This window comes from Pedobacter nototheniae (assembly GCF_032678625.1).
In the GTDB taxonomy this organism is placed as follows: domain Bacteria; phylum Bacteroidota; class Bacteroidia; order Sphingobacteriales; family Sphingobacteriaceae; genus Pedobacter; species Pedobacter nototheniae_A.
Genome location: NZ_JAVTSO010000001.1, coordinates 740091 through 759242 on the forward strand (window position 1 = coordinate 740091; position 19152 = coordinate 759242).

General features: G+C 37.1%; 22 protein-coding genes. 13 read left to right on the forward strand and 9 right to left on the reverse strand.

The features are described from left to right. Positions 1-104 precede the first annotated feature (104 nt). Both R2Q77_RS03355 and R2Q77_RS03360 read left to right on the forward strand, forming a co-directional pair. Positions 105-746, forward strand: a complete 642-nt coding sequence (locus R2Q77_RS03355; protein ID WP_316802288.1) for a DUF47 domain-containing protein — start codon at positions 105-107, stop codon at positions 744-746. A 12-nt stretch (positions 747-758) separates the two neighbouring features. Further along, positions 759-1769, forward strand: coding sequence for an inorganic phosphate transporter (locus R2Q77_RS03360; protein WP_316802289.1), 1011 nt, complete (start codon positions 759-761; stop codon positions 1767-1769). Positions 1770-1900: 131 nt separating this feature from the next. Here R2Q77_RS03360 and R2Q77_RS03365 read toward each other — a convergent pair whose 3' ends face one another. The 3 genes from R2Q77_RS03365 to R2Q77_RS03375 form a co-directional block, all read right to left on the reverse strand. Further along, positions 1901-2518 carry an FMN-binding negative transcriptional regulator gene (locus tag R2Q77_RS03365; protein WP_316802290.1) on the reverse strand — a complete coding sequence of 206 codons (618 nt, stop codon included), beginning with the start codon at positions 2516-2518 and terminating at the stop codon, positions 1901-1903. Positions 2519-2606: 88 nt separating this feature from the next. Then, complete coding sequence (locus R2Q77_RS03370) at positions 2607-3872, reverse strand: carboxypeptidase regulatory-like domain-containing protein (protein ID WP_316802291.1); 1266 nt, start codon at positions 3870-3872, stop codon at positions 2607-2609. Then, a complete protein-coding gene (locus R2Q77_RS03375; RefSeq protein WP_316802292.1) occupies positions 3865-4443 on the reverse strand; it encodes a sigma-70 family RNA polymerase sigma factor in 579 nt (192 codons plus the stop codon). The genes R2Q77_RS03370 and R2Q77_RS03375 overlap by 8 nt, the downstream gene beginning before the upstream one ends. Before the next feature lie 215 nt (positions 4444-4658). Between R2Q77_RS03375 and R2Q77_RS03380 the strand changes: the two genes are divergently transcribed. The 10 genes from R2Q77_RS03380 (at position 4659) to R2Q77_RS03425 (ending at position 12056) form a co-directional block, all read left to right on the forward strand. After that, positions 4659-5429: a DUF4197 domain-containing protein gene (locus tag R2Q77_RS03380; RefSeq protein ID WP_316802293.1), complete on the forward strand. Its 771-nt coding sequence runs from the start codon at positions 4659-4661 to the stop codon at positions 5427-5429. Between the two features lie 108 nt (positions 5430-5537). Further along, entirely contained in the window at positions 5538-6449 is a 912-nt protein-coding gene (locus R2Q77_RS03385) for a hypothetical protein (RefSeq protein WP_316802294.1), read from the forward strand. 300 nt (positions 6450-6749) lie between these two features. Next, positions 6750-7301, forward strand: coding sequence for an RNA polymerase sigma factor (locus tag R2Q77_RS03390; protein WP_316802295.1), 552 nt, complete (start codon positions 6750-6752; stop codon positions 7299-7301). A gap of 10 nt (positions 7302-7311) precedes the next feature. Further along, positions 7312-7668, forward strand: coding sequence for a hypothetical protein (locus tag R2Q77_RS03395; RefSeq protein WP_316802296.1), 357 nt, complete (start codon positions 7312-7314; stop codon positions 7666-7668). 137 nt (positions 7669-7805) lie between these two features. Beyond that, positions 7806-8072, forward strand: a complete 267-nt coding sequence (locus tag R2Q77_RS03400) for a hypothetical protein (RefSeq protein ID WP_316802297.1) — start codon at positions 7806-7808, stop codon at positions 8070-8072. Between the two features lie 7 nt (positions 8073-8079). Then, positions 8080-8319 (forward strand): hypothetical protein, encoded by a 240-nt coding sequence (locus R2Q77_RS03405; RefSeq protein WP_316802298.1) that lies wholly within the window; start codon positions 8080-8082, stop codon positions 8317-8319. Between the two features lie 12 nt (positions 8320-8331). Next, positions 8332-9552: a macrolide family glycosyltransferase gene (locus tag R2Q77_RS03410; protein ID WP_316802299.1), complete on the forward strand. Its 1221-nt coding sequence runs from the start codon at positions 8332-8334 to the stop codon at positions 9550-9552. A 68-nt stretch (positions 9553-9620) separates the two neighbouring features. After that, positions 9621-10070, forward strand: a complete 450-nt coding sequence (locus tag R2Q77_RS03415) for an Hsp20/alpha crystallin family protein (RefSeq protein ID WP_316802300.1) — start codon at positions 9621-9623, stop codon at positions 10068-10070. A 169-nt stretch (positions 10071-10239) separates the two neighbouring features. Continuing rightward, positions 10240-11472, forward strand: a complete 1233-nt coding sequence (locus R2Q77_RS03420; protein WP_316802301.1) for a DEAD/DEAH box helicase — start codon at positions 10240-10242, stop codon at positions 11470-11472. A gap of 110 nt (positions 11473-11582) precedes the next feature. After that, entirely contained in the window at positions 11583-12056 is a 474-nt protein-coding gene (locus R2Q77_RS03425) for a DNA starvation/stationary phase protection protein (RefSeq protein ID WP_316802302.1), read from the forward strand. Positions 12057-12163: 107 nt separating this feature from the next. On the opposite strand, the gene R2Q77_RS03430 is transcribed toward R2Q77_RS03425, so the two are convergent. The 5 genes from R2Q77_RS03430 to groES all read right to left on the reverse strand — a co-directional run bounded on the left by R2Q77_RS03430 (position 12164) and on the right by groES (position 17887). Then, positions 12164-13357 carry an aminopeptidase C gene (locus tag R2Q77_RS03430; RefSeq protein ID WP_316802303.1) on the reverse strand — a complete coding sequence of 398 codons (1194 nt, stop codon included), beginning with the start codon at positions 13355-13357 and terminating at the stop codon, positions 12164-12166. A 113-nt stretch (positions 13358-13470) separates the two neighbouring features. Further along, positions 13471-14898: an L-serine ammonia-lyase gene (locus R2Q77_RS03435; RefSeq protein ID WP_316802304.1), complete on the reverse strand. Its 1428-nt coding sequence runs from the start codon at positions 14896-14898 to the stop codon at positions 13471-13473. 123 nt (positions 14899-15021) lie between these two features. Next, positions 15022-15678: an MgtC/SapB family protein gene (locus tag R2Q77_RS03440; RefSeq protein ID WP_316802305.1), complete on the reverse strand. Its 657-nt coding sequence runs from the start codon at positions 15676-15678 to the stop codon at positions 15022-15024. Between the two features lie 153 nt (positions 15679-15831). Continuing rightward, entirely contained in the window at positions 15832-17469 is a 1638-nt protein-coding gene (gene groL, locus R2Q77_RS03445) for a chaperonin GroEL (RefSeq protein ID WP_316802306.1), read from the reverse strand. A 127-nt stretch (positions 17470-17596) separates the two neighbouring features. Further along, the gene (gene groES / locus R2Q77_RS03450) at positions 17597-17887 is read right to left on the reverse strand and encodes a co-chaperone GroES (RefSeq protein ID WP_131539428.1); all 291 of its coding nucleotides are present in this window, start codon (positions 17885-17887) and stop codon (positions 17597-17599) included. Between the two features lie 367 nt (positions 17888-18254). Here groES and R2Q77_RS03455 point away from each other — a divergent pair, with 367 nt between their 5' ends. Continuing rightward, entirely contained in the window at positions 18255-18659 is a 405-nt protein-coding gene (locus R2Q77_RS03455; RefSeq protein WP_316802307.1) for a DUF3592 domain-containing protein, read from the forward strand. A 127-nt stretch (positions 18660-18786) separates the two neighbouring features. Here R2Q77_RS03455 and secG read toward each other — a convergent pair whose 3' ends face one another. Further along, entirely contained in the window at positions 18787-19149 is a 363-nt protein-coding gene (secG, locus tag R2Q77_RS03460; RefSeq protein WP_316802308.1) for a preprotein translocase subunit SecG, read from the reverse strand. Between the last annotated feature and the right edge of the window lie 3 nt (positions 19150-19152).

The following is a 19152-nucleotide window of genomic DNA, read 5'->3' on the forward strand; positions in this document are numbered from 1 at the left end:
AGTCAATAAAGCATTGTTTCTTAAATGTAATTCCTTAATATAATTTATAACTTAACATTAACTTAACATTGGGCTTGTAGCTTTGCAACATATTATAAATTAAGATGAACAATATTTTCAAGTTCTTTACCCCACAAGATAGAAAGTTCCATCCGCTTTTCGAACAAGCTGGTAGCAATGCACTTAAAATAGCTGAAGCCCTTTTAGAAATGGTAAGCACTGCGGATGCAGAAAGCAGAAAAACAATTTTTAAAGAGATTGAACGCTTAGAGCATGTTGGTGATGACATTACCCATTCTATCTTTCTTGAGTTAAGTAAGAACTTTATTACTCCATTTGACAGAGAAGATATCCACCAACTGGCCACAGCTGTTGATGATGTTGCCGATTATATTTACGGCACTGCAAACCGTATGCAAATGTACAATATGAGCACCATTAGCGAACCAATTGTAAAAATTGCCGAGCTTTTAGTAGAGATGTGTACCGATATTGACAAAGCAATTAAAGAATTACGCAGTTTCAAAAACATTCGTGTTATTGCCGATGCTTGTATCCGCATTAACAGTGGCGAAAACCAGGCAGATTATGTATTTACTTTGGCCGTAGCGCGTTTATTCGAGTACGAAACCAATGCAATTGAATTAATTAAACATAAAGAGGTTTTACAAACGATAGAAAAAGCAACGGATAAATGCGAAGATGTTGCAAATGTGCTTGAAACTATCCTTGTTAAAAACGCTTAATAAAAAATAAACATGGTAACTACCTTATTGGTTGTTGTTGTAATACTGGCTATCGCTTTCGATTACATTAACGGCTTTCACGATGCCGCTAACTCGATTGCAACAGTTGTTTCTACAAAAGTACTTACGCCCTTTCAGGCGGTATTATGGGCTGCTCTTTTCAACTTTGCAGCTTATTTCTATTTCACAGACCATAAAGTGGCCAATACGGTTGCTAAAACTGTAATCGAGAATTACATTACGTTAGAAGTTATTCTTGCTGGCCTTATTGCTGCCATCATCTGGAATTTATTGACCTGGTGGTATGGCATTCCTTCAAGTTCTTCGCATACCCTGATTGGTGGTTTTGCAGGCGCAGGAATGACACATGCCTTGTTAACAGGCGCCAGCCCGCTGGATGCTGTTAACATGGGTTATGTAATTAAAATTGTTTCTTTTATTGTATTGGCCCCTGTTATTGGTATGGTAATTTCAGTTGTTATTACTTTAATCATCATTAACATTTGCCGCAATGCAAAACCTGCCACGGCAGAGAAATGGTTTAAACGCCTTCAGCTTTTATCATCTGCGGCTTTAAGTTTCTTCCACGGAGGTAATGATGCTCAAAAAGTAATGGGTATTATTGCTACAGCTTTAATTGCTTCTAAAGTAATCCCTAACTTCGAATCTATGCCGGGCTGGGTACCGGTAGCCTGTTATTCAGCAATTTCTTTAGGTACCATGAGTGGTGGCTGGAAAATTGTAAAAACAATGGGTTCAAAAATTACAAAAGTAACGGCTTTAGAAGGTGTTGCAGCCGAGACAGCTGGCGCAGTAACTTTAGGGATTACAGAACATTTTGCAATTCCTGTTTCTACCACACACACCATTACCGGTTCAATTGTGGGTGTAGGTTTAGTAAAAAGTGTTTCAGCAGTACGTTGGGGTGTAACCATCAACTTAATATGGGCATGGATTTTAACCATCCCGGTTTCGGCTACATTAGCCGCAATTATTTACAGCTTGATTTATTATTTCAGATAGCGCTGAATTACAATATTTTAAAAGCCCAAAGTTTGAACGCTTTGGGCTTTTATTTTACCCGTAATTTTAGGCTTTAATAACAAAGTTTGCTTTGGAAGAATGCGTAAAATAAATTCAGCACGACACAGGTGCTAAATACCTTCTCTTTTCATTTCTTTCGCCACCTCCAGCGCTAAAACATCATCACTATTTTCTAAATTTTCAATAATGGCTTCCTTATTTTTAGCGGAATGGTTTTGGCTCATTTTAAAAACATGATCTAAGTTGGTCACCAAAATTTCGAATCCGGTAATTGCTTTTAAATGTTTCTGAATATAAGCATCATCCATTTTATTAAACGCCGCAGGGCTTGTTTTTGAATCCTCGTAATGATCTGTCAAATCTTTGATCACCTGATAAGTTTCCTCGGAATTCATTAACCTGATGACGCCTTTTGCCTGTACCGTTTTATAATTCCAGGTTGATGCTACTGCCGGGCTTTCGTAAACAGATGCGCTGATGTAAGCATGTGCACCGGTAAAAACCGCAAGTACACTGGGGTTTTGCTCAAAAGCCTTGCAATGATTTGTTTTAGTCATGATATGGCCAATTAATTTAATTTCATCGTTATCAACCATCGTTTTAACAGGAACCTGGGTAGCAACAGGAAATTCCCCATCAAATCCAATTAGCGTAACGAAGGAATTTTTATGCATAAAATCCAGAACTATATCCTGGTTTTCGGCGGTAAAATAGGGCAACTTATACATAAGATATATAATGCATCAAAAATTAATTTGATTGTTTATTTATAGCGTAATAGAATTGGCGGCTCATGCCACCGGTGTGATGAAACGATTAGAATTTAATTGTTAATTCAACTGTATCGTTTCCGTTTTTTGGCAGAACCCAGTCTGGTCCATTTTCAACAAGCCGTTTTGCCTCAGCATCAGCCTCATTATTTAAGCCTTTTAAAATTTTAACTGAACCAGGCCGTCCCGATTTGCGTACCTTAAAACTTACCGTAACATACTGTTCAGGTCCCTTTGGATTGTATAATTTATTATTATTTTCCAGGTAAGCCTCGTAATTAACTGTAGAAACCGGTACAGGTACGGTAATTTCTTTCGAAGATTTAGCATCCAGTGAAGGGTTTGCTTTTAAAACAACCTTCCCAGCAGGTATGGATTTTCTTTCCCTTCCGTTTGATCCGGTTACGGCCGCAATTTCATTTAAAGATAAATCTCCCCTTAACGCAATCCGGATTGTATTTGGATCATTTGCCTTTGATATTTCGGCATCTTTATAGCCCTCTGCCCTTACCACAAGTTCTCTATTTTTCAAGCTACTGTCAACAGGTAAATAAAAGTTACCGTTGGCATCTGTTTTTGTTTCGCTTTTAGTTCCTGCCACCTTAACAATTGCGCCAGAAATGGGTAAACCGTTGCCTTCGGCGTTAACGGTGCCACTGTACACCGCGCTGTTAGAAACGATAGCCGGTGCTGCTGCAACTCTTGCTTCCTGTACGGAAAAACTTCTTTTATCATCAACCGCAACTACTTCAACCTTTTTTCTGCTCGTAGGAGCAGGAAGATCTGCAGCAACAGGATGATTTGATGACCTGATGTTTTTTGCCAAATCTCCGGTTTTAGCATCTTTAACGGCCTTATCAATCAGGGCAGACTGTGCTGTTTCAGTTTTATCGGCGCTGATGTCTTCAGCTTTTGGTTTATTCGCTGCAATGGCGGTATTGGTATCTAAATTAACGATTACGCCATTTGCTTTTCGCTGTGCCACTTCATTTCGGTGGTTAATCTCACGCATAAAAAACAAAATGCTTACTGTAATAAAGGCTACTGTAGCCGTTGCTGCTATACTTAACCTTTGGGTGGTAATGCCCCATAACCTACGTTTAACAGGCTTAATTGCAATACGATCATGAAGTTGCTTTTGAAGAATAGAATACGTTTGCTTTCTTTTAGGAGATTGACGTAAACCTTCGAGTGCTTCGGCCACAAAAGGATCTTCCAGCTCTTGTCGTTCAACAAAGTGCATAGCCTTGGCATCAAGCTTACCATCCAGGTAATCTTCCAGAACATCAATATCTAACCAATCGTTATTCACTACTATTTTTCTCTATACAAATCTTCAAATTCCGCTTTCCATTCTGAATATAGCTCTTAACCTTAAGCATTTCGTAACCGGTAATATCAGCCACTTCCTTATAGCATTTTTCCTGTAGATAAAATAAATCTACACTTTTTCGCTGTTCTTCAGGCAAAGTTTCCATACACTTTTCCATTGTGGTAAGCTGCGTTTCTTTTGTGTTGTCGATATCAAGATGCACAAACTCACTATTTTCCACAAAAGTATCATCCAAAGAAACATTGTTATGCTTTGCCGATTTTCTAAGCGCCATTAAACAATGGTTACGTGTTAAAACGTGTAGCCAACTCTTAAAATTTTGTACTTCGTGATTTTTAAGTTTAGATACTAATTCTTCAAAAATCTGCATTACGGCGTCCTTGCTTTGCTCCTCATCTTTAAAGTAGTTAAAACAAACCCCGAAAACCAGGTGCATGTACTTATTATAAAGTTTACCCAACGCGTTTAAATTGTCGGTATTTTTATACTCGGCAATTAATTTTGCATCATCTTGCTGGTTATTTCCAGCTGTATTTTTTATAAACTTCAAAAAATTGGGTAGCTAAAGCGAATTATCCTCAAGTATAAAAAATATTTTTGAGTGATCAGACATAAACTAAATTATTACAGCAATTAAACCCCAACAAAAAGCGACACTCTAACTGGTTTAAAAACAAACATTGGAGCAAAGCTGTATCTTTGGCTATTGTATATAAATTATAATTTATGGCAATGCTTTTGCTAACAATAACTTAAACAAACAAAATGAAGAGTACTACTATTTTAGCATCGCTGGCATTAACCTTAATTGGAAGCCTGAATGCACAAAGCCAAACCAAATTAAGCGATTTGCTAAAAAAGGTAACCAATAAACAAACCACTGCTACAACAACTTCTACTTCAACTTTGGGTACGCCTTCAACCTTAGAAATTGGACAAGGCATAAAGCAGGCATTAGAGATTGGTGTTTCTGCAGGTGCTGATCGGTTATCTGCAAAAGATGGTTTTTTAGGCAATTTGGCTGTTAAAATTTTAATGCCTCCTGAAGCACAAAAAGTAGAGAAGACATTGAGAGGGCTTGGTTTAAACTCGCTTTGCGATAATGTAATTACAAGCTTGAACCGTGCAGCAGAGGACGCAGCAAAAGAGGCTAAACCTATTTTTGTATCTGCCATTAAACAAATGACTTTAACCGATGCCACTAATATTCTTTTGGGCAATAATGATGCGGCTACAGCCTACTTTAAAAGGGTTACAACCGCTCAGTTAATGCAAAAATTTAGTCCGATTGTAAGCACCAGCTTAAATAAAGTTAACGCAACGAAGTATTATGGCGATTTAACCTCGCAGTATAATCGCTTGCCGCTGGTAAAACCAGTGAACACAAATTTGAGTGAATATGTTACGCAGAAAGCCATTGATGGTTTATTTATAGAAGTAGCCCAGGAAGAGCTTAAAATAAGGGGAAATTTGGGTTCGCGCAGTACTACCTTACTTCAAAAAGTATTTGGTTACGCAGATAAGAAAAAGAGTTAAGTCGATATTTTATCATAAAACAGGTAAGATCCGGATTCTACAGGGCCCGGATCTTTTTTGTTTAAAAGTATTTTGTAAAATTGCAGCTTACCAAAAAATCTTTGTGTCATGCGTTTGATTCGTCTTTTTATCCCCTGCCTCGCACTTTTGGCTTCGTGTACTGCCAATAACGATAAAGAAAGTGCTAAAGCAATATTGGATACGGTTTCTTTAAGTACAAAACGTTATGCAATTGCTTACCAAAATGGAGATAAAATTGTGGCCAGCAGCGCCGACACCATTAATCAGGTTTCTTTTGGTGGTGCAACCAATCCAGCCATTTCACCAGACGGAAATAAACTGGCCTATACGGTAAAAGATTCTGCCGGGCACACAACCATTTGGGTTGCCGACATGGAAAATAAAAGCCAGGGACAGTTAAAGGTAAATTACGACAATTACGATCAGGCCGTATGGGCAGCTGATGGCAATTCGATTGCATTTAGTGTCCTTAATAAAAAAGGGAACTGGAAAGTCGGGATTATTAAAACAGACAATACAGGTTTTATGATGCTGGATAGTACTTCGAAATTAAGTGTTTATTCTCCAACATGGAAAGATGTAAATGAACTGGTAGCACACGATTTAGTTAATTTATATACTTTCGATGTTAGCGGGAAATTGATTAACACAAAATTAATTGCAAACCTGATTGGAAAAGAGTTTACGCTTGCCAAGAGCAATCGTTTCTTTTATACTAAAGATGGAAAGAAATTGATTTTCAGCGCTGGAAAAATGGATGCTAAAAAATCTAAATTCCCAATTGAAGGTGTGTATCTTTTAGATTTAGCAACTCAAAAAATTAATCAGATTTCTCCTCCTGAAATGAATGCTTTTTCTCTTTTTGTAACAGCCGACGAGCGAATCTTTTTTAGTGGCGGTGATACGCCATCAACATCTAAAATCTATGTTTCTGATTTCAATGGAAGTGCAAAAGTAGTGGTAGATAAGGGTACTAATCCCACTGGAGCACTTAAGTAAGCATAAATTATTAACGGTATTACGTTTTTGAATTACCTTAGAACATCTAAGTTCTATATATAAGATGCTCATTATTTGAATACCCGGATGTGTAGCGCGTATTTTTTTATCCCCTAATAACCTTTAGAAAACCTGAATTCTTTATAGGAGATAATTTGCAATTCTAATGCTTTAGCAGGCAATAAGAAAAGTTTTTGAACTACAACAACGATTTACTCAATAGATCTTTTTCAAAAAAAAGAAGAAAATTTAAAGTAATATTGAATTTCGTCCGTTTACTCGTTTATAAAGCAATAAATAGTGCCAGCAAACGAATCCCAAAATATTATTTCAACGGTTGCCAGTTATGGTAAGCGCTTATTCAGTTTCATCCGTGGGCGGGTGAATACGGATGAGGATGCGGAAGATATTTTGCAGGATGTTTGGTACCAATTGAGCAATCAGCCCGAAGCAGGTGCAATAGAACAGATTAGCGGCTGGTTATATCGCGTAGCCAGAAATAAAATAACAGATAAGTACAGAAAGCAAAAAGACGACCTTTTAGAGGATTTAAGCTACGAGGATGAAGACGGCGAGATTAACTTCAGGGAGATTTTAATGGCCGAAGCCAGCACTGAAGAGGCTGAAGAATTAAAAAAGTTATTTTGGGATCAGCTATTTATTGCGCTTGAGGAGCTACCTGAAAACCAACGTTATGTTTTTATTCAAAACGAACTTGAAGAAAGAACTTTTCAGGAAATTGCCGATGAAACCGGCGAAAACATTAAAACTTTAATATCAAGAAAAGGTTATGCAGTTAAACACCTGCGCAACCGGTTACAAAATTTATATCAGGAATTTATTAACTATTAAATTTGCAGGCATGAGGAATAGAAATTTTAATCGAGGTAAGAAATTCGCTTTCTTTTTCCCGGTAGCAGTGCTTATAGCAGTTGTACTGGGTTATGTGGTTATGTTTTTATGGAACTGGATTTTACCGGAAGTGGCACATACCGGAAAGCTCAATTACTGGCAGGCACTTGGATTACTGGTACTTTGCCGGATTTTATTTGGGAATTTTGGCCGCGGCGATGGCTTTAAAAACCGGCATGGTGGCTTTGGCCGGGATGGCCGAATATTAAGAGAAAAATGGCACAGCATGAATGATGAAGAGCGCGATAAATTCCGAACGGAATGGAGAGCACGTTGCGGAAACAGAGATCATAGAAATCGCAGATAATTAGAACCGGCAAATGCCGGTTTTTTTATTGATTTAACCTTAATAAACTAACAATCAATACACTGCATAAAAAAAATAAAAATATTTTAAAGTAAAATCTAAAATCATTCGTCTTCCTAATTAAAATAAGAAGAAAAATGAAAAAGATATTTAAAGCCATTGGATTTGGAATTGTACTCGGTGCAGCCCTTTTCTTTATACCATTTATATTTAAGTTTATTCTCATCGCTGCCCTACTTGGAATGGTCTTCAGAATCATTGCCCGCAATCGCCGAAGACATTTTATGCACCATTTTGATGCGTATTATCCAAACCAATTTCAACGCATTACCCCTATTGACGGGCAGTGGTATAAACCAGCGGTTCAAAGTAACGCAACAATTAATCACATAAACATTAATTAATCAGGCCATGAGAATATTTAGAGGATTATTAGTACTTGTTGCAGCAGCTGCAACCTTTTACAGCTTAAATGTATTCGCCGTTCAAAATGGTTATCGAGACAGGCTTGATTTTAAAAACAGGCATTATCACGATGACGATTGTAGCAATAGGCACTACAGACAACACAGCTTTAATCACCACAATAATAAAATGCAGGATTCTATTGCGCCTGATAGTACACGCAACAGTAATAACACCCCACTTTAATAGCAATACAATATGTCGCACATACTTTTTTTATGCATTCCTTCACATGGCCATGTTAACCCCGTAATAGGATTGGCCGGCGAGTTAATTAACCAGGGAGAAAGGATAACCTTTTTCTGTTCTGATGAATTTAAGAAATCGATTGAAGGTATTGGAGCTGATTTTAAATGCTATAAAGAAGATTTAAATATTTTTCAAAAGAAGAACGGGACTCCGGATGAAAAACCAACTTCAGGTTTAGTGAGCGCCCTACTGGAACCGATGAAATTTATAGACGATATTTTGGTTCAAATTAAAAATTTAGAATTCGATTATATTGTTTTTTCTTCAGCTTACCCTTATGCTAACGTAATTTCACAGATTTTAGACATTCCAACGGTTTCTTCTTTTGCCGTTTTTATGACACTGAAAGACTTAATGGCCAAAAAAGCAGAAGATCCCAGCACAGCTGGCAAACAAGGCTTTATGGGCATAAATGCTGAAACAACTGAAATATTTAAAAAAGTACGTCAGGATTTAATACAAAAATATCAGGTTGAAATACCGGATAATATGATGGACCTCTTTTTCAATAAGGGAGATTTGAATATCATTTATACATCAAAATATTTCGTTCCCGATCCCGATCAGTACGATGACAGCTTTATTTTTATAGGACCTCCGGTTTACAATAAAAAATATGCACTTGATTTTCCTTTTGAAAAGCTCAAAGGAAAGAAAGTAGTCTACATTTCATTAGGCACCGTGTTTAGCAATCATTCTGATGAAATTAACAACATATTCTTCAAAACCTTTGCTGATTTGGATGTAGTAGTTGTTATGGCCGCTTATAATATTGATCTTTCCCGGTTTAATGTTCCGGCTAATTTCATTGTGAGGAACTATGTACCGCAACTAAAAGTTTTAAAATACACTTCGGTAGCCATAACACATGCCGGCATGAACAGTATTGGTGATATCCTGTACAATAATGTTCCTTTTATATCTATTCCATTGGGTGCAGATCAATTTTTCCTGGCCAACCGGGCGCAGGAATTGGGCGCAACCCTTGTGCTTGATGCAAATAATTTGACGCCTGAAATACTGAAAAAATCCGTTGAAAAAGTAATAGAGAACCCTAATTATTTAGAAAATATCAAAAAAATAAGCAATTCTTTTATTGAATCCGGCGGATATAAAAGAGCTGTTGAAGAGATTTTCAAACTCAAAAAAAGAAAAGGAATATCCAATTAGGTAGATATTTCAGAAAACTATAAAGGAAGTAAAAACCTTAGAAAATTTAACAATTAAAATTAAAAAACATGTATAACGAACAATTTAGAACAGATAGAATGAACAGAGGTTGTGGCCGCGGAGGTCACAGATTTGGTGGCCGCTTTGGTCATGGCCACGGCCGGCACTTTGAAGGTAAATTTGGCGAGGCGTTTCGTCGCGTACCGGTAAATATTGAAGAGAATGATGAAAATTTCACCATTCATTTATATGCTCCGGCTTTGGTAAAGGAAAATTTAAAGGTGACAACTAAAAATGATGTTTTGACCATTAGCTATAAACCTGCTGAGGAAAGTAATGATTCGCAGAATTTTAGTCGCAGAGAATATGCCAACGGTGCCTTTGAAAGAGGATTTGCCTTAAATGGAAAGGTGTTATCCGAAAATATTTCTGCAGCTTACCTTGATGGCATTTTGAAAGTAACACTACCTAAAAACCCTGAAACCAATACGCCTGCCAAAGATATTTCAGTAGATTAAGGAATATCTAAATCTAAAATCCCGATTATTGCTGGCGATGATCGGGATTTTTTTGTTTTAAAGAAATTACAGAAGTATCATTTACACTAAAAATTACAAAGGAATAATTTACGACTTGCTATTGGCTACAATTTGAGGTACTTTTGTTTAAATAAAAAATTACAACATATTGAATTTTAACGACTTTAATTTTAACCCCGACTTATACGAAGGCTTAATGGCCATGGGGTATAAAAGCGCTACTCCTATACAAGAACAAGCTATTCCTGTCATTTTAGATAACCACGATATTATTGCCTGTGCACAAACGGGAACGGGCAAAACTGCCAGTTATCTTTTGCCGGTAATGGATAAGATCAGTCGTGCGGAAAACAGACACAACAATACCCTAATTTTAGCACCAACACGTGAGCTTGCGCAGCAAATAGATTTACAGGTGGAAGCTTTGGCTTATTTCACCAACATCAGCTCGCTGGCTGTTTATGGTGGCGGCGATGGAATTGCCTACGAACAGCAAAAACGATCAATGCGTGATGGTGTCGACATTATTATTGCTACACCAGGCAGGTTAATGGCCCACTTATCATCAGGTGTTTTAAAACTGGAACACTTGCAGCATTTAATTTTAGATGAAGCAGACAGAATGCTTGACATGGGTTTTTATGATGATATTATCCGCATTATCAGCTATTTGCCAAAGAAAAGGCAAACACTTTTGTTTTCGGCCACAATGGCTCCAAAAATAAGAACAATGGCTGGTAGGATTTTACATGATCCGAAACAAATTACCATATCCATTGCCAAGCCAGCCGAAGGAATCGACCAGCAAGCTTACAACATTCACGATCAGCAAAAACAAGCTTTATTAACCAATATTTTTAAAAGCGATCAGTATAAAAGCAGTATTATTTTTGTTTCTACAAAGGAAAAGGTTAAAGCACTTTACAAAGCCTTTAAAGGTTTAGGCATTAAAGCTGAGGCTTTCCATTCTGATTTGGGACAGAAAGAACGGGAGGATATTTTACTTGCCTTTAAAAACAGGAGATTGCCAATTTTAATTGGCACTGATGTTTTATCGCGTGGGATTGATGTGGAAGGGATTGATCTGGTTGTTAATTACGACGTTCCGGGCGATCCGGCTGATTATGTACACCGCATTGGACGTACAGCAAGGGCTGAAACAAAAGGAACGGCTATAACACTTGTAAACGGACGGGATAAACGCAAGTTTGATAACATTGAAAAATTAATTGAAAAAGAGGTGCCCAGAATGCCTTTGCCAGAAAATGTTGCTGCGATTGAAATTACACATGTTGAAGAAAAACGCCAGCAACACAGCAACAATAGCAAGAAAAAAGTTTGGCATAAAAAGAAAAAGCCAAAACCATCTGCCGGAGTTTAAACTGACTTGTATTTCCTAATTCTTTGCTGATTATTTAACAAAAGGGTGATATAGCAATTCTTTTTTTACAACGATTAAGAGTAAATTGTACTATCAAAATACAAATTAATATGGAAGCAAAAATTGGAATATCAGTTGAAAACAGACAATACGTATCAGAGCAACTGGCTAAATTATTAGCCGATGAATATGTTTTATATACTAAAACCCGTAATGCGCACTGGAATGTTGAGGGTGCAGATTTTTTAGCAAAACATAAGTTTTTTGAAGAGCAGTACAATCAATTAGACGAATTTATTGACAGCGTTGCTGAACGTATACGTAAAATTGGACATTATGCGCCGGCCACTTTGAAAAACTTTTTAGCGCTTACACATCTTACCGAGTATAGCGAAAGAAAAAATGACAGTTTAGGTTTTATTAAAGACTTGTTAGCGGATCACGAAACGGTAATTGAGTTTATTAGAGGTAACATTACCCCCATTGCAGAAGAGTACGGAGATGCAGGCACAAGCGACTTTATTACCGGCTTAATGGAAACTCATGAAGAAATGGCCTGGTTTTTAAGAGCTCACTTAAAATAAACAATAGAAATTGATCCCATGCCAACAGGATTTTTCTTATTGGTATTTTTATAACAAAAAGGGCTGTACGTTAACGTACAGCCCTTTTTGTTGAACTTAATTTTAAACTATAGTCCTAATTTTTTTGAAATTGCAGCTGGAATACCTGCTTTATTTAATAAGATGGCAGTAGATTTATACTTTACAAAGTTTTTAGTTACGTATAAATAACCTTTGTAATCGTTGGTAACTCCCCAAGAGTTTTTAACGATATAATATTCTTTGCCATTCTGATCTTTAGCCAAACCAACAATATGCATACCATGATCATCCGTAGTTTGGTAGTTATCAAATGCCTGCTGACGGTTTTCCTGAGTAATTTCCATTTCTGGTTTAGGTCCGTCAAACATTTCTGTTTTTTGTTTTGCAGTCATTTCCGCAAAAGGGGTTTCAGGAACATAAGCAACACCATTTTTATAACTGAAAGATTTTTCACTCACGTCAGTTGCCCAAGCTACAGTATAACCCGCTTTAAGCGCATTGTCAATAATATCCGTTAATTCGTTAACCTGTACGTTATAAACCTGATCGAAAGACCAGTTATCCGGCACTAACAAAGTAAATTTAGAATAGAAAGGATGATCATTAAATGAAGATAATTCTACATAATTATCTGGGTTAATGCCTACAACCTCATTTGCAAAGGTTTTTGGGGTGTATTTCTTACCTTTAAAAGTAAAGTTTTCTGGAACAGCACCTAAATAAGCATCAATAACACCAGTATAAGCTTTTAACCAGTTTGGTGTTAATTCGCCATTTGAATTTTTAACAACAGCATCTAAAACTCCTTTTTCAAGATCGCCAAGTTCAGCTGTTTTATTAATTTTAGTACCGTAATTTAAGCCAGTATAAGCTTCCTGAGGTACAGCACCATATTTTCTGTACATGTTAATTACATCATGTAAAGCACCACCATCACCCAAAGTTACAGCACCATGCATCCGTACATAATTTTTACCTTTTTCTACGTAAGCGTTACGAGCTGTAAAAAGCTGAGATAAGTTTACAGGTTCTTTCCCTGCTTTAATCATTTCTGATTCTAAAAATGAATTGGTAGAGTAACTCCAGCAAGTACCTGATGATCCCTGGTTTTTTACAGATGTATTGGCAAGGTTAATTACATCTGTAAATTTAAAAGCATCTTTGCTGTTTTCGCTTTGGTTATTTTTTAATGAATTTACAAGGTTGTCTTGTGCATACATCGTCATAGTAGATAACGACAATGCTAAACCAAGTACGGTTAGTTTTGTGTATTTAATCATTTTTATGAATTTATAAAGTCGGGCTAAGTTATAAAATTGTTGATGTTTTGAGTAGATTTCAACCATAATAATTAAGTCAAAACCCTACTTATCACAACAATGTTGCGTTTGCGTTAACATTCGGGTAAACTAATTGGAATATTGGTAGCTAAACCGCCGTCAGAAGTCTCTTTATACTTAGCATTCATGTCCAATGCGGTTTCCCACATGGTATTTACAACCGCATCTAAACTCACCTTTGCCTTATCGGGATTGCTTTGTAAAGCCAGCTGGCTTGCCGTAATGGCTTTAATTGCCCCCATCGTATTTCTTTCAATGCAGGGAATTTGAACCAACCCCCCTATTGGATCGCAAGTTAAACCCAAATGGTGTTCCATGGCAATTTCTGCGGCCATTAAAACCTGTCTTTGCGAACCACCTAAGCATTCGGTTAGGGCTGCCGCTGCCATTGCTGATGACACGCCAATTTCTGCCTGACAACCACCCATAGCTGCAGAAATGGTGGCTCCTTTTTTGAATATACTGCCTACCTCTGATGCACAGGCAATAAACTGAATAATTTTGTCTTCCGAATAGCCATCGCAGAAAGTAATAAAATACTGCAAAACTGCCGGAATTACACCAGCAGCACCGTTAGTTGGTGCCGTTACCACCCTGCCAAACGAAGCATTTTCTTCATTAACGGCTAAAGCAAAGCAACTTACCCAATCTAAAGTATAATTAAATCCATTTCCGCCTTCCCGTATCGCCTTAATCCAGCTATCGTAATCATGGTATTGGCTTTTTCCGGTTAAACGTTTATTTAAAGGAAAAGCTCTTCTGGCCACATTTAAACCCCCAGGTAAAAAACCTGTGGTATGACATCCACGATAAATGCAATCCCGCATTACATAGAAATGCTGCAAAATGCCTTTTTTCGTTTCAGCTTCCTTTCTCCAGGCCAGCTCATTTTCCATGACCACTTCACTTACCTTTAGGCCGGTTGATAAACACCAATGCAGTAAATCCTTCGCCTTTTCTACGGGGAAAGGCAAATCAACCTGTACTTTTTTACTGTTATCTTCGCCTTCTTTTACTACAAAACCGCCACCAATGGAGTAATAGGTTTCTGAGATGGCTTTCCCGTTTTTTAAAAAGGCCTGAAAAGTTACAGCGTTCGGGTGATAAGGTAAACTTTCTGCAAAAAGAAAAAGGAGGTCGTTATGGTAATCAAAATCGATTTCTAAATTTCCGGCAAGCTGGAGTTTTTTTTCTCTTTGAATGCGCTCAAATGTGGGCGTTACCGCATCTACATCGAAGGTAACCGGATCGGCACCTGTTAAACCCAATAAAATCGCCACATCGGTACCATGCCCTTTACCTGTTTTGGCTAATGAGCCGTAAAGTAGGATTTTAATGCCTTCCACATCTGCAAGCTGATTATTTTGAAGGAGCGAAGCTGTAAATTGCTGGGCAGCTCTCCACGGACCTAATGTATGCGAACTGGATGGACCAATACCGATTTTAAAAATATCAAAAACTGAAATCTGTTCCTTAATCATTTAACTAAATTTTTCTGCCGGGATTAGCAAAAATCCTTGCACAAATACAAAGCTACTATAGTTTTTCAGGAAATACAGCTTTATTTCCGCTGATAATTTGCAAAAATGACCGATTTAGATGTTTTAAAAATCAAATTCAACAATATCTCTGTCTTTGAGCATGTCTTCAACAAATTTCTGGTGATTAGCGGGCTTTCCTACGGCGGTCCAGTTTCCGGTAATCATTCCGTTTGCAAGTTCTTGTTTCCCGCGCTGGGCTTTCAATTTATACTGGATAAAAAGTTCTTCGTAGGCATTCACCGTATGCGGTTCGTGTTTTTTCACAATGCGATAATTGCGCTTTGTAAAACGCCTGTCGCCTATTTCTTCAATAAAAGGGAATGTAAATAAAGCCAGCAGAACCACTCCGGTTACTCCAATGGCTTGCTCATAAAAACCTGATCCTACTGCCATTCCAATAGCGGCAACAATCCAGATTACACAGGCTGTTGTTAATCCCTTAACCCTGTTTTCTTCTTTAAAGATAACGCCAGCACCCAAAAAACCTATTCCCGTTACAATATTAGATGCAATACGATCGTGGCTGGTTAAGCCAATTTTTATAGATAATATTGTAAAGAGTGTAGAGCCTAAACCAATCATAATCATGGTTTTCAACCCGGCAGATTTGCTCCTGTATTCTCTTTCGGCACCAATTAAACCACAAAGTAGGGTGGCCAATAAAAATTTATTGACTTCGGTTTGTGTTAAAAAATGACTACTCTCGAAGAAACTTTCCATATTAAACTGTATCTGATTCGAAAATTAACAAAAATCGCGACATGTTCTGCTATTTAGTTGTGATAATTTAAAAAGCAAGCCATAAAACAAAAATTCCCCTAACACCGGTGTGTTAGGGGAATAATTTTATATTAACCGTTAGGGTTGTATGAATTACATCATGCCGCCCATACCGCCGCCGCCCATTGGAGGCATTGATGAAGCACCAGCTTCTTCAGGCTCATCTGCTAAAACAACTTCTGTTGTTAATAACATTGCAGCAATTGAAGCTGCGTTTTCTAATGCTACACGGCTTACTTTGGTTGGATCGATAACACCAGCACCAATTAAGTTTTCGTAAACATCAGTACGTGCATTATAACCGAAATCTGCAGTACCTTCTTTAACTTTTTGAACTACGATAGAACCTTCGATACCTGCGTTTTCGCAAATTTGACGTAATGGCTCTTCAATAGCACGACGAATAATCTGAATACCTGTGTTTTCATCCTCGTTAGCGCCTTTTAAGTTCGCTAAAGCTTCAACTGCACGGATGAAAGCAACACCACCACCAGCAACAATACCTTCTTCTACAGCCGCACGGGTTGCATGTAAAGCATCATCAACACGGTCTTTTTTCTCTTTCATTTCAACCTCACTGGCTGCACCAACGTAAAGAACAGCAACACCGCCAGCTAATTTAGCTAAACGCTCTTGTAATTTTTCTTTATCGTAATCAGATGTGGTCGTTTCGATTTGAGCTTTGATCTGACTAACGCGAGATTTAATATCTTCTGTATTACCAGCACCGTTAATTACAGTGGTATTATCTTTATCAACAACAACCTTCTCCGCAGAACCTAAATAAGTTAAATCAGCATTTTCTAATTTATAACCTCTTTCTTCTGAAACAACAATACCGCCAGTTAAAATTGCGATGTCTTCTAACATTGCTTTTCTTCTGTCGCCAAAACCTGGAGCTTTAACAGCAACAACTTTTAACGAACCACGGATTTTATTAACCACTAAAGTAGCTAAAGCTTCGCCATCTAAATCTTCAGAAATGATAACCAATGGTTTACCTGTTTGAACAGTTTTCTCTAAAACAGGCAACAATTCTTTCATGTTGCTGATTTTTTTGTCGTAGATTAAAATGTAAGGATTTTCTAACTCAGCTTCCATTTTATCTGCATTGGTTACAAAGTATGGAGATAAGTAACCTCTGTCGAATTGCATACCTTCTACTGTTTTAACTTCAGTTTCAGTACCTTTTGCTTCTTCAACAGTAATTACACCATCTTTACCAACTTTACTCATTGCCTCAGCAATTAAAGCACCGATAACCTCGTCGTTATTTGCCGAGATAGAGGCAACTTGCTTAATTTTATTGTTATCCTCGCCAACAGTTTGTGATTGCGCTTTTAAATTCTCTACAACAGCTGCAACCGCTTTATCGATACCACGTTTTAAATCCATTGGATTTGCACCCGCAGCAACGTTTTTAATACCTGTAGTAATAATAGCCTGCGCTAAAACAGTAGCAGTAGTTGTTCCATCACCAGCAATATCAGCTGTTTTTGAAGCTACTTCTTTAACCATCTGGGCACCCATGTTTTCAACCGCATCTTTCAATTCGATTTCTTTAGCTACCGTAACACCATCTTTGGTAATTGCCGGAGATCCGAATTTTTTATCGATGATTACGTTACGTCCTTTAGGGCCTAAAGTTACTTTTACTGCATTTGCAAGAATATCAACACCTCTTTTCAGGGCGTCGCGTGCTTCTACGTTATATTTTACTTGTTTTGACATTTCTTTTTAAAATTTTGATTGTATGGTAGAATGATTGGTTTGAAATTCGATAGATGCTATCATCCAATAAATCACTCCTTATTTTTATTATTTGGATGCTGAACAGTTCAGCTTCCAATCCTTTTAATTACCCAACGATTGCGTAAATATCCGTTTCGCGCATGATTAAGTAATCTTTACCTTCGATAGGAAGTTCAGTACCACCGTATTTACCATATAAAACTACGTCACCAACTTTAACACTTGGTTTTTTTCCTTCAGAATCTTCTTCAGAAACAGAAACTACAGTTCCTTTAGATGGTTTTTCTTTAGCAGTATCAGGGATATACAAACCTGATGCAGTTTTTTCTTCTGCCGCAGCCGGCTCTACTATTACTCTGTTCGAACTGCCAGCAATTGGTTTAAGGTTTAACGCCATAACTTTTATTATTTTTTATTTTGATTTGAGTTTTTTACTAAACATACAATTAACACATTTTATGCCAAGTGTTTTTGAGGGACAAATTTACACCTGTACTGTCAATTTTATAAACGATACAGGAATATAAAGTGCCAGCTTGGCAGGGGCTATAAATAAAATCGGCCTTAAATAAAATTTGAAAAGACACTACTTTAAATCCCTGAACTTGGTTCGTATTAATTATGAACGAAACTGAATTAGGAATTCAACCATTTTTAAATTCAAAATCAAATAAACTGAGGCAACATCGCATTATAAAATAATTATGTTTGTACAGTTGTTTTTTTTAAAATCTCAAAGCATTTGAACTAAAAAATAAACAAATATGGGCTATAATGTTTCATTGGCAATTGGTGTAGCTTTATTAATTGCATCCTTAATTGTATTCAGAAAATCGTTAGTGTTTATCAAAAAAAGCGAAAAAACGATAGCAAAAGTTGTAGAATTAGCGGAGCTTAAAGATAGTGAAGGAACTTTATATGCTCCAGTTTTTTGGTATAAAACAAATACAGGTAAAGAGTTTCGCTATCAAGATAATGCATTAAGCTCGCCATCAAGTTGGTTTATAGGTGAGGAAGTTAAAATAGCCTATATTCCATCAGAACCTACAAAACCCATGATTTTAACTTATTTTAATACATTTGGCTGGGCTATTATATTGCTGGTGTTTGCAATGCCTTGTATTGTTGTAGGTGGAGGCTATTATGTGGCTCAAGTATTTTTGCGCTAAATCTTTCATTACATCCCTTGCTTAAAATCTTCGTGCTTCAATTTCAGGGAAAATAATGAGCAAAATACTGTAACGCAAAAAAGCTTTCCCTTTTGAGGAAAGCTTTTAAATACCGGTTGTGGTAGAATTATTTTTTAGTTGTATCTGCTGTTGCAGGAGCTGGTGCTGCAGGCTTAGTGTTGTTTAAAGAACCGCCACCAATTGGAGAAGGTGTAGGTGTTTTATTTAAACGTTCCTGAATTTCAGTGTTACCCACTGCTGATGAACCACCACTTTTAGCAATTGTAGTAATTGATAAAGTTAAAACAACAATAGCCGCCAACAATACCCACGATCCTTTTTCTAAAACATCGCCTGTACGTTGTACACCAAACATATTGCTGCCGCCACCACCTGTTGCCAAGCCACCACCTTTAGGGTTTTGGATTAAAACAAATAAGCCTAAGGCTACACATACAATAATTAATAAAATGATTAAAAACGTTATCATGGT

Excerpts from the sequence above, each read along its gene's own strand:
- R2Q77_RS03395 (WP_316802296.1), top strand. The coding sequence starts at position 7,312 with ATGAGGAATAGAAATTTTAATCGAGGTAAGAAATTCGCTTTCTTTTTC.
- R2Q77_RS03455 (WP_316802307.1), top strand. The coding sequence starts at position 18,255 with ATGGGCTATAATGTTTCATTGGCAATTGGTGTAGCTTTATTAATTGCA.
- R2Q77_RS03380 (WP_316802293.1), top strand. The coding sequence starts at position 4,659 with ATGAAGAGTACTACTATTTTAGCATCGCTGGCATTAACCTTAATTGGA.
- R2Q77_RS03365 (WP_316802290.1), bottom strand. The coding sequence starts at position 2,518 with ATGTATAAGTTGCCCTATTTTACCGCCGAAAACCAGGATATAGTTCTG.
- R2Q77_RS03425 (WP_316802302.1), top strand. The coding sequence starts at position 11,583 with ATGGAAGCAAAAATTGGAATATCAGTTGAAAACAGACAATACGTATCA.
- R2Q77_RS03430 (WP_316802303.1), bottom strand. The coding sequence starts at position 13,357 with ATGATTAAATACACAAAACTAACCGTACTTGGTTTAGCATTGTCGTTA.
- R2Q77_RS03410 (WP_316802299.1), top strand. The coding sequence starts at position 8,332 with ATGTCGCACATACTTTTTTTATGCATTCCTTCACATGGCCATGTTAAC.
- R2Q77_RS03360 (WP_316802289.1), top strand. The coding sequence starts at position 759 with ATGGTAACTACCTTATTGGTTGTTGTTGTAATACTGGCTATCGCTTTC.
- groES (WP_131539428.1), bottom strand. The coding sequence starts at position 17,887 with ATGGCGTTAAACCTTAAACCAATTGCTGGCAGTTCGAACAGAGTAATA.
- R2Q77_RS03385 (WP_316802294.1), top strand. The coding sequence starts at position 5,538 with ATGCGTTTGATTCGTCTTTTTATCCCCTGCCTCGCACTTTTGGCTTCG.
- R2Q77_RS03405 (WP_316802298.1), top strand. The coding sequence starts at position 8,080 with ATGAGAATATTTAGAGGATTATTAGTACTTGTTGCAGCAGCTGCAACC.
- secG (WP_316802308.1), bottom strand. The coding sequence starts at position 19,149 with ATGATAACGTTTTTAATCATTTTATTAATTATTGTATGTGTAGCCTTA.
- groL (WP_316802306.1), bottom strand. The coding sequence starts at position 17,469 with ATGTCAAAACAAGTAAAATATAACGTAGAAGCACGCGACGCCCTGAAA.
- R2Q77_RS03435 (WP_316802304.1), bottom strand. The coding sequence starts at position 14,898 with ATGATTAAGGAACAGATTTCAGTTTTTGATATTTTTAAAATCGGTATT.
- R2Q77_RS03415 (WP_316802300.1), top strand. The coding sequence starts at position 9,621 with ATGTATAACGAACAATTTAGAACAGATAGAATGAACAGAGGTTGTGGC.
- R2Q77_RS03355 (WP_316802288.1), top strand. The coding sequence starts at position 105 with ATGAACAATATTTTCAAGTTCTTTACCCCACAAGATAGAAAGTTCCAT.
- R2Q77_RS03400 (WP_316802297.1), top strand. The coding sequence starts at position 7,806 with ATGAAAAAGATATTTAAAGCCATTGGATTTGGAATTGTACTCGGTGCA.
- R2Q77_RS03440 (WP_316802305.1), bottom strand. The coding sequence starts at position 15,678 with ATGGAAAGTTTCTTCGAGAGTAGTCATTTTTTAACACAAACCGAAGTC.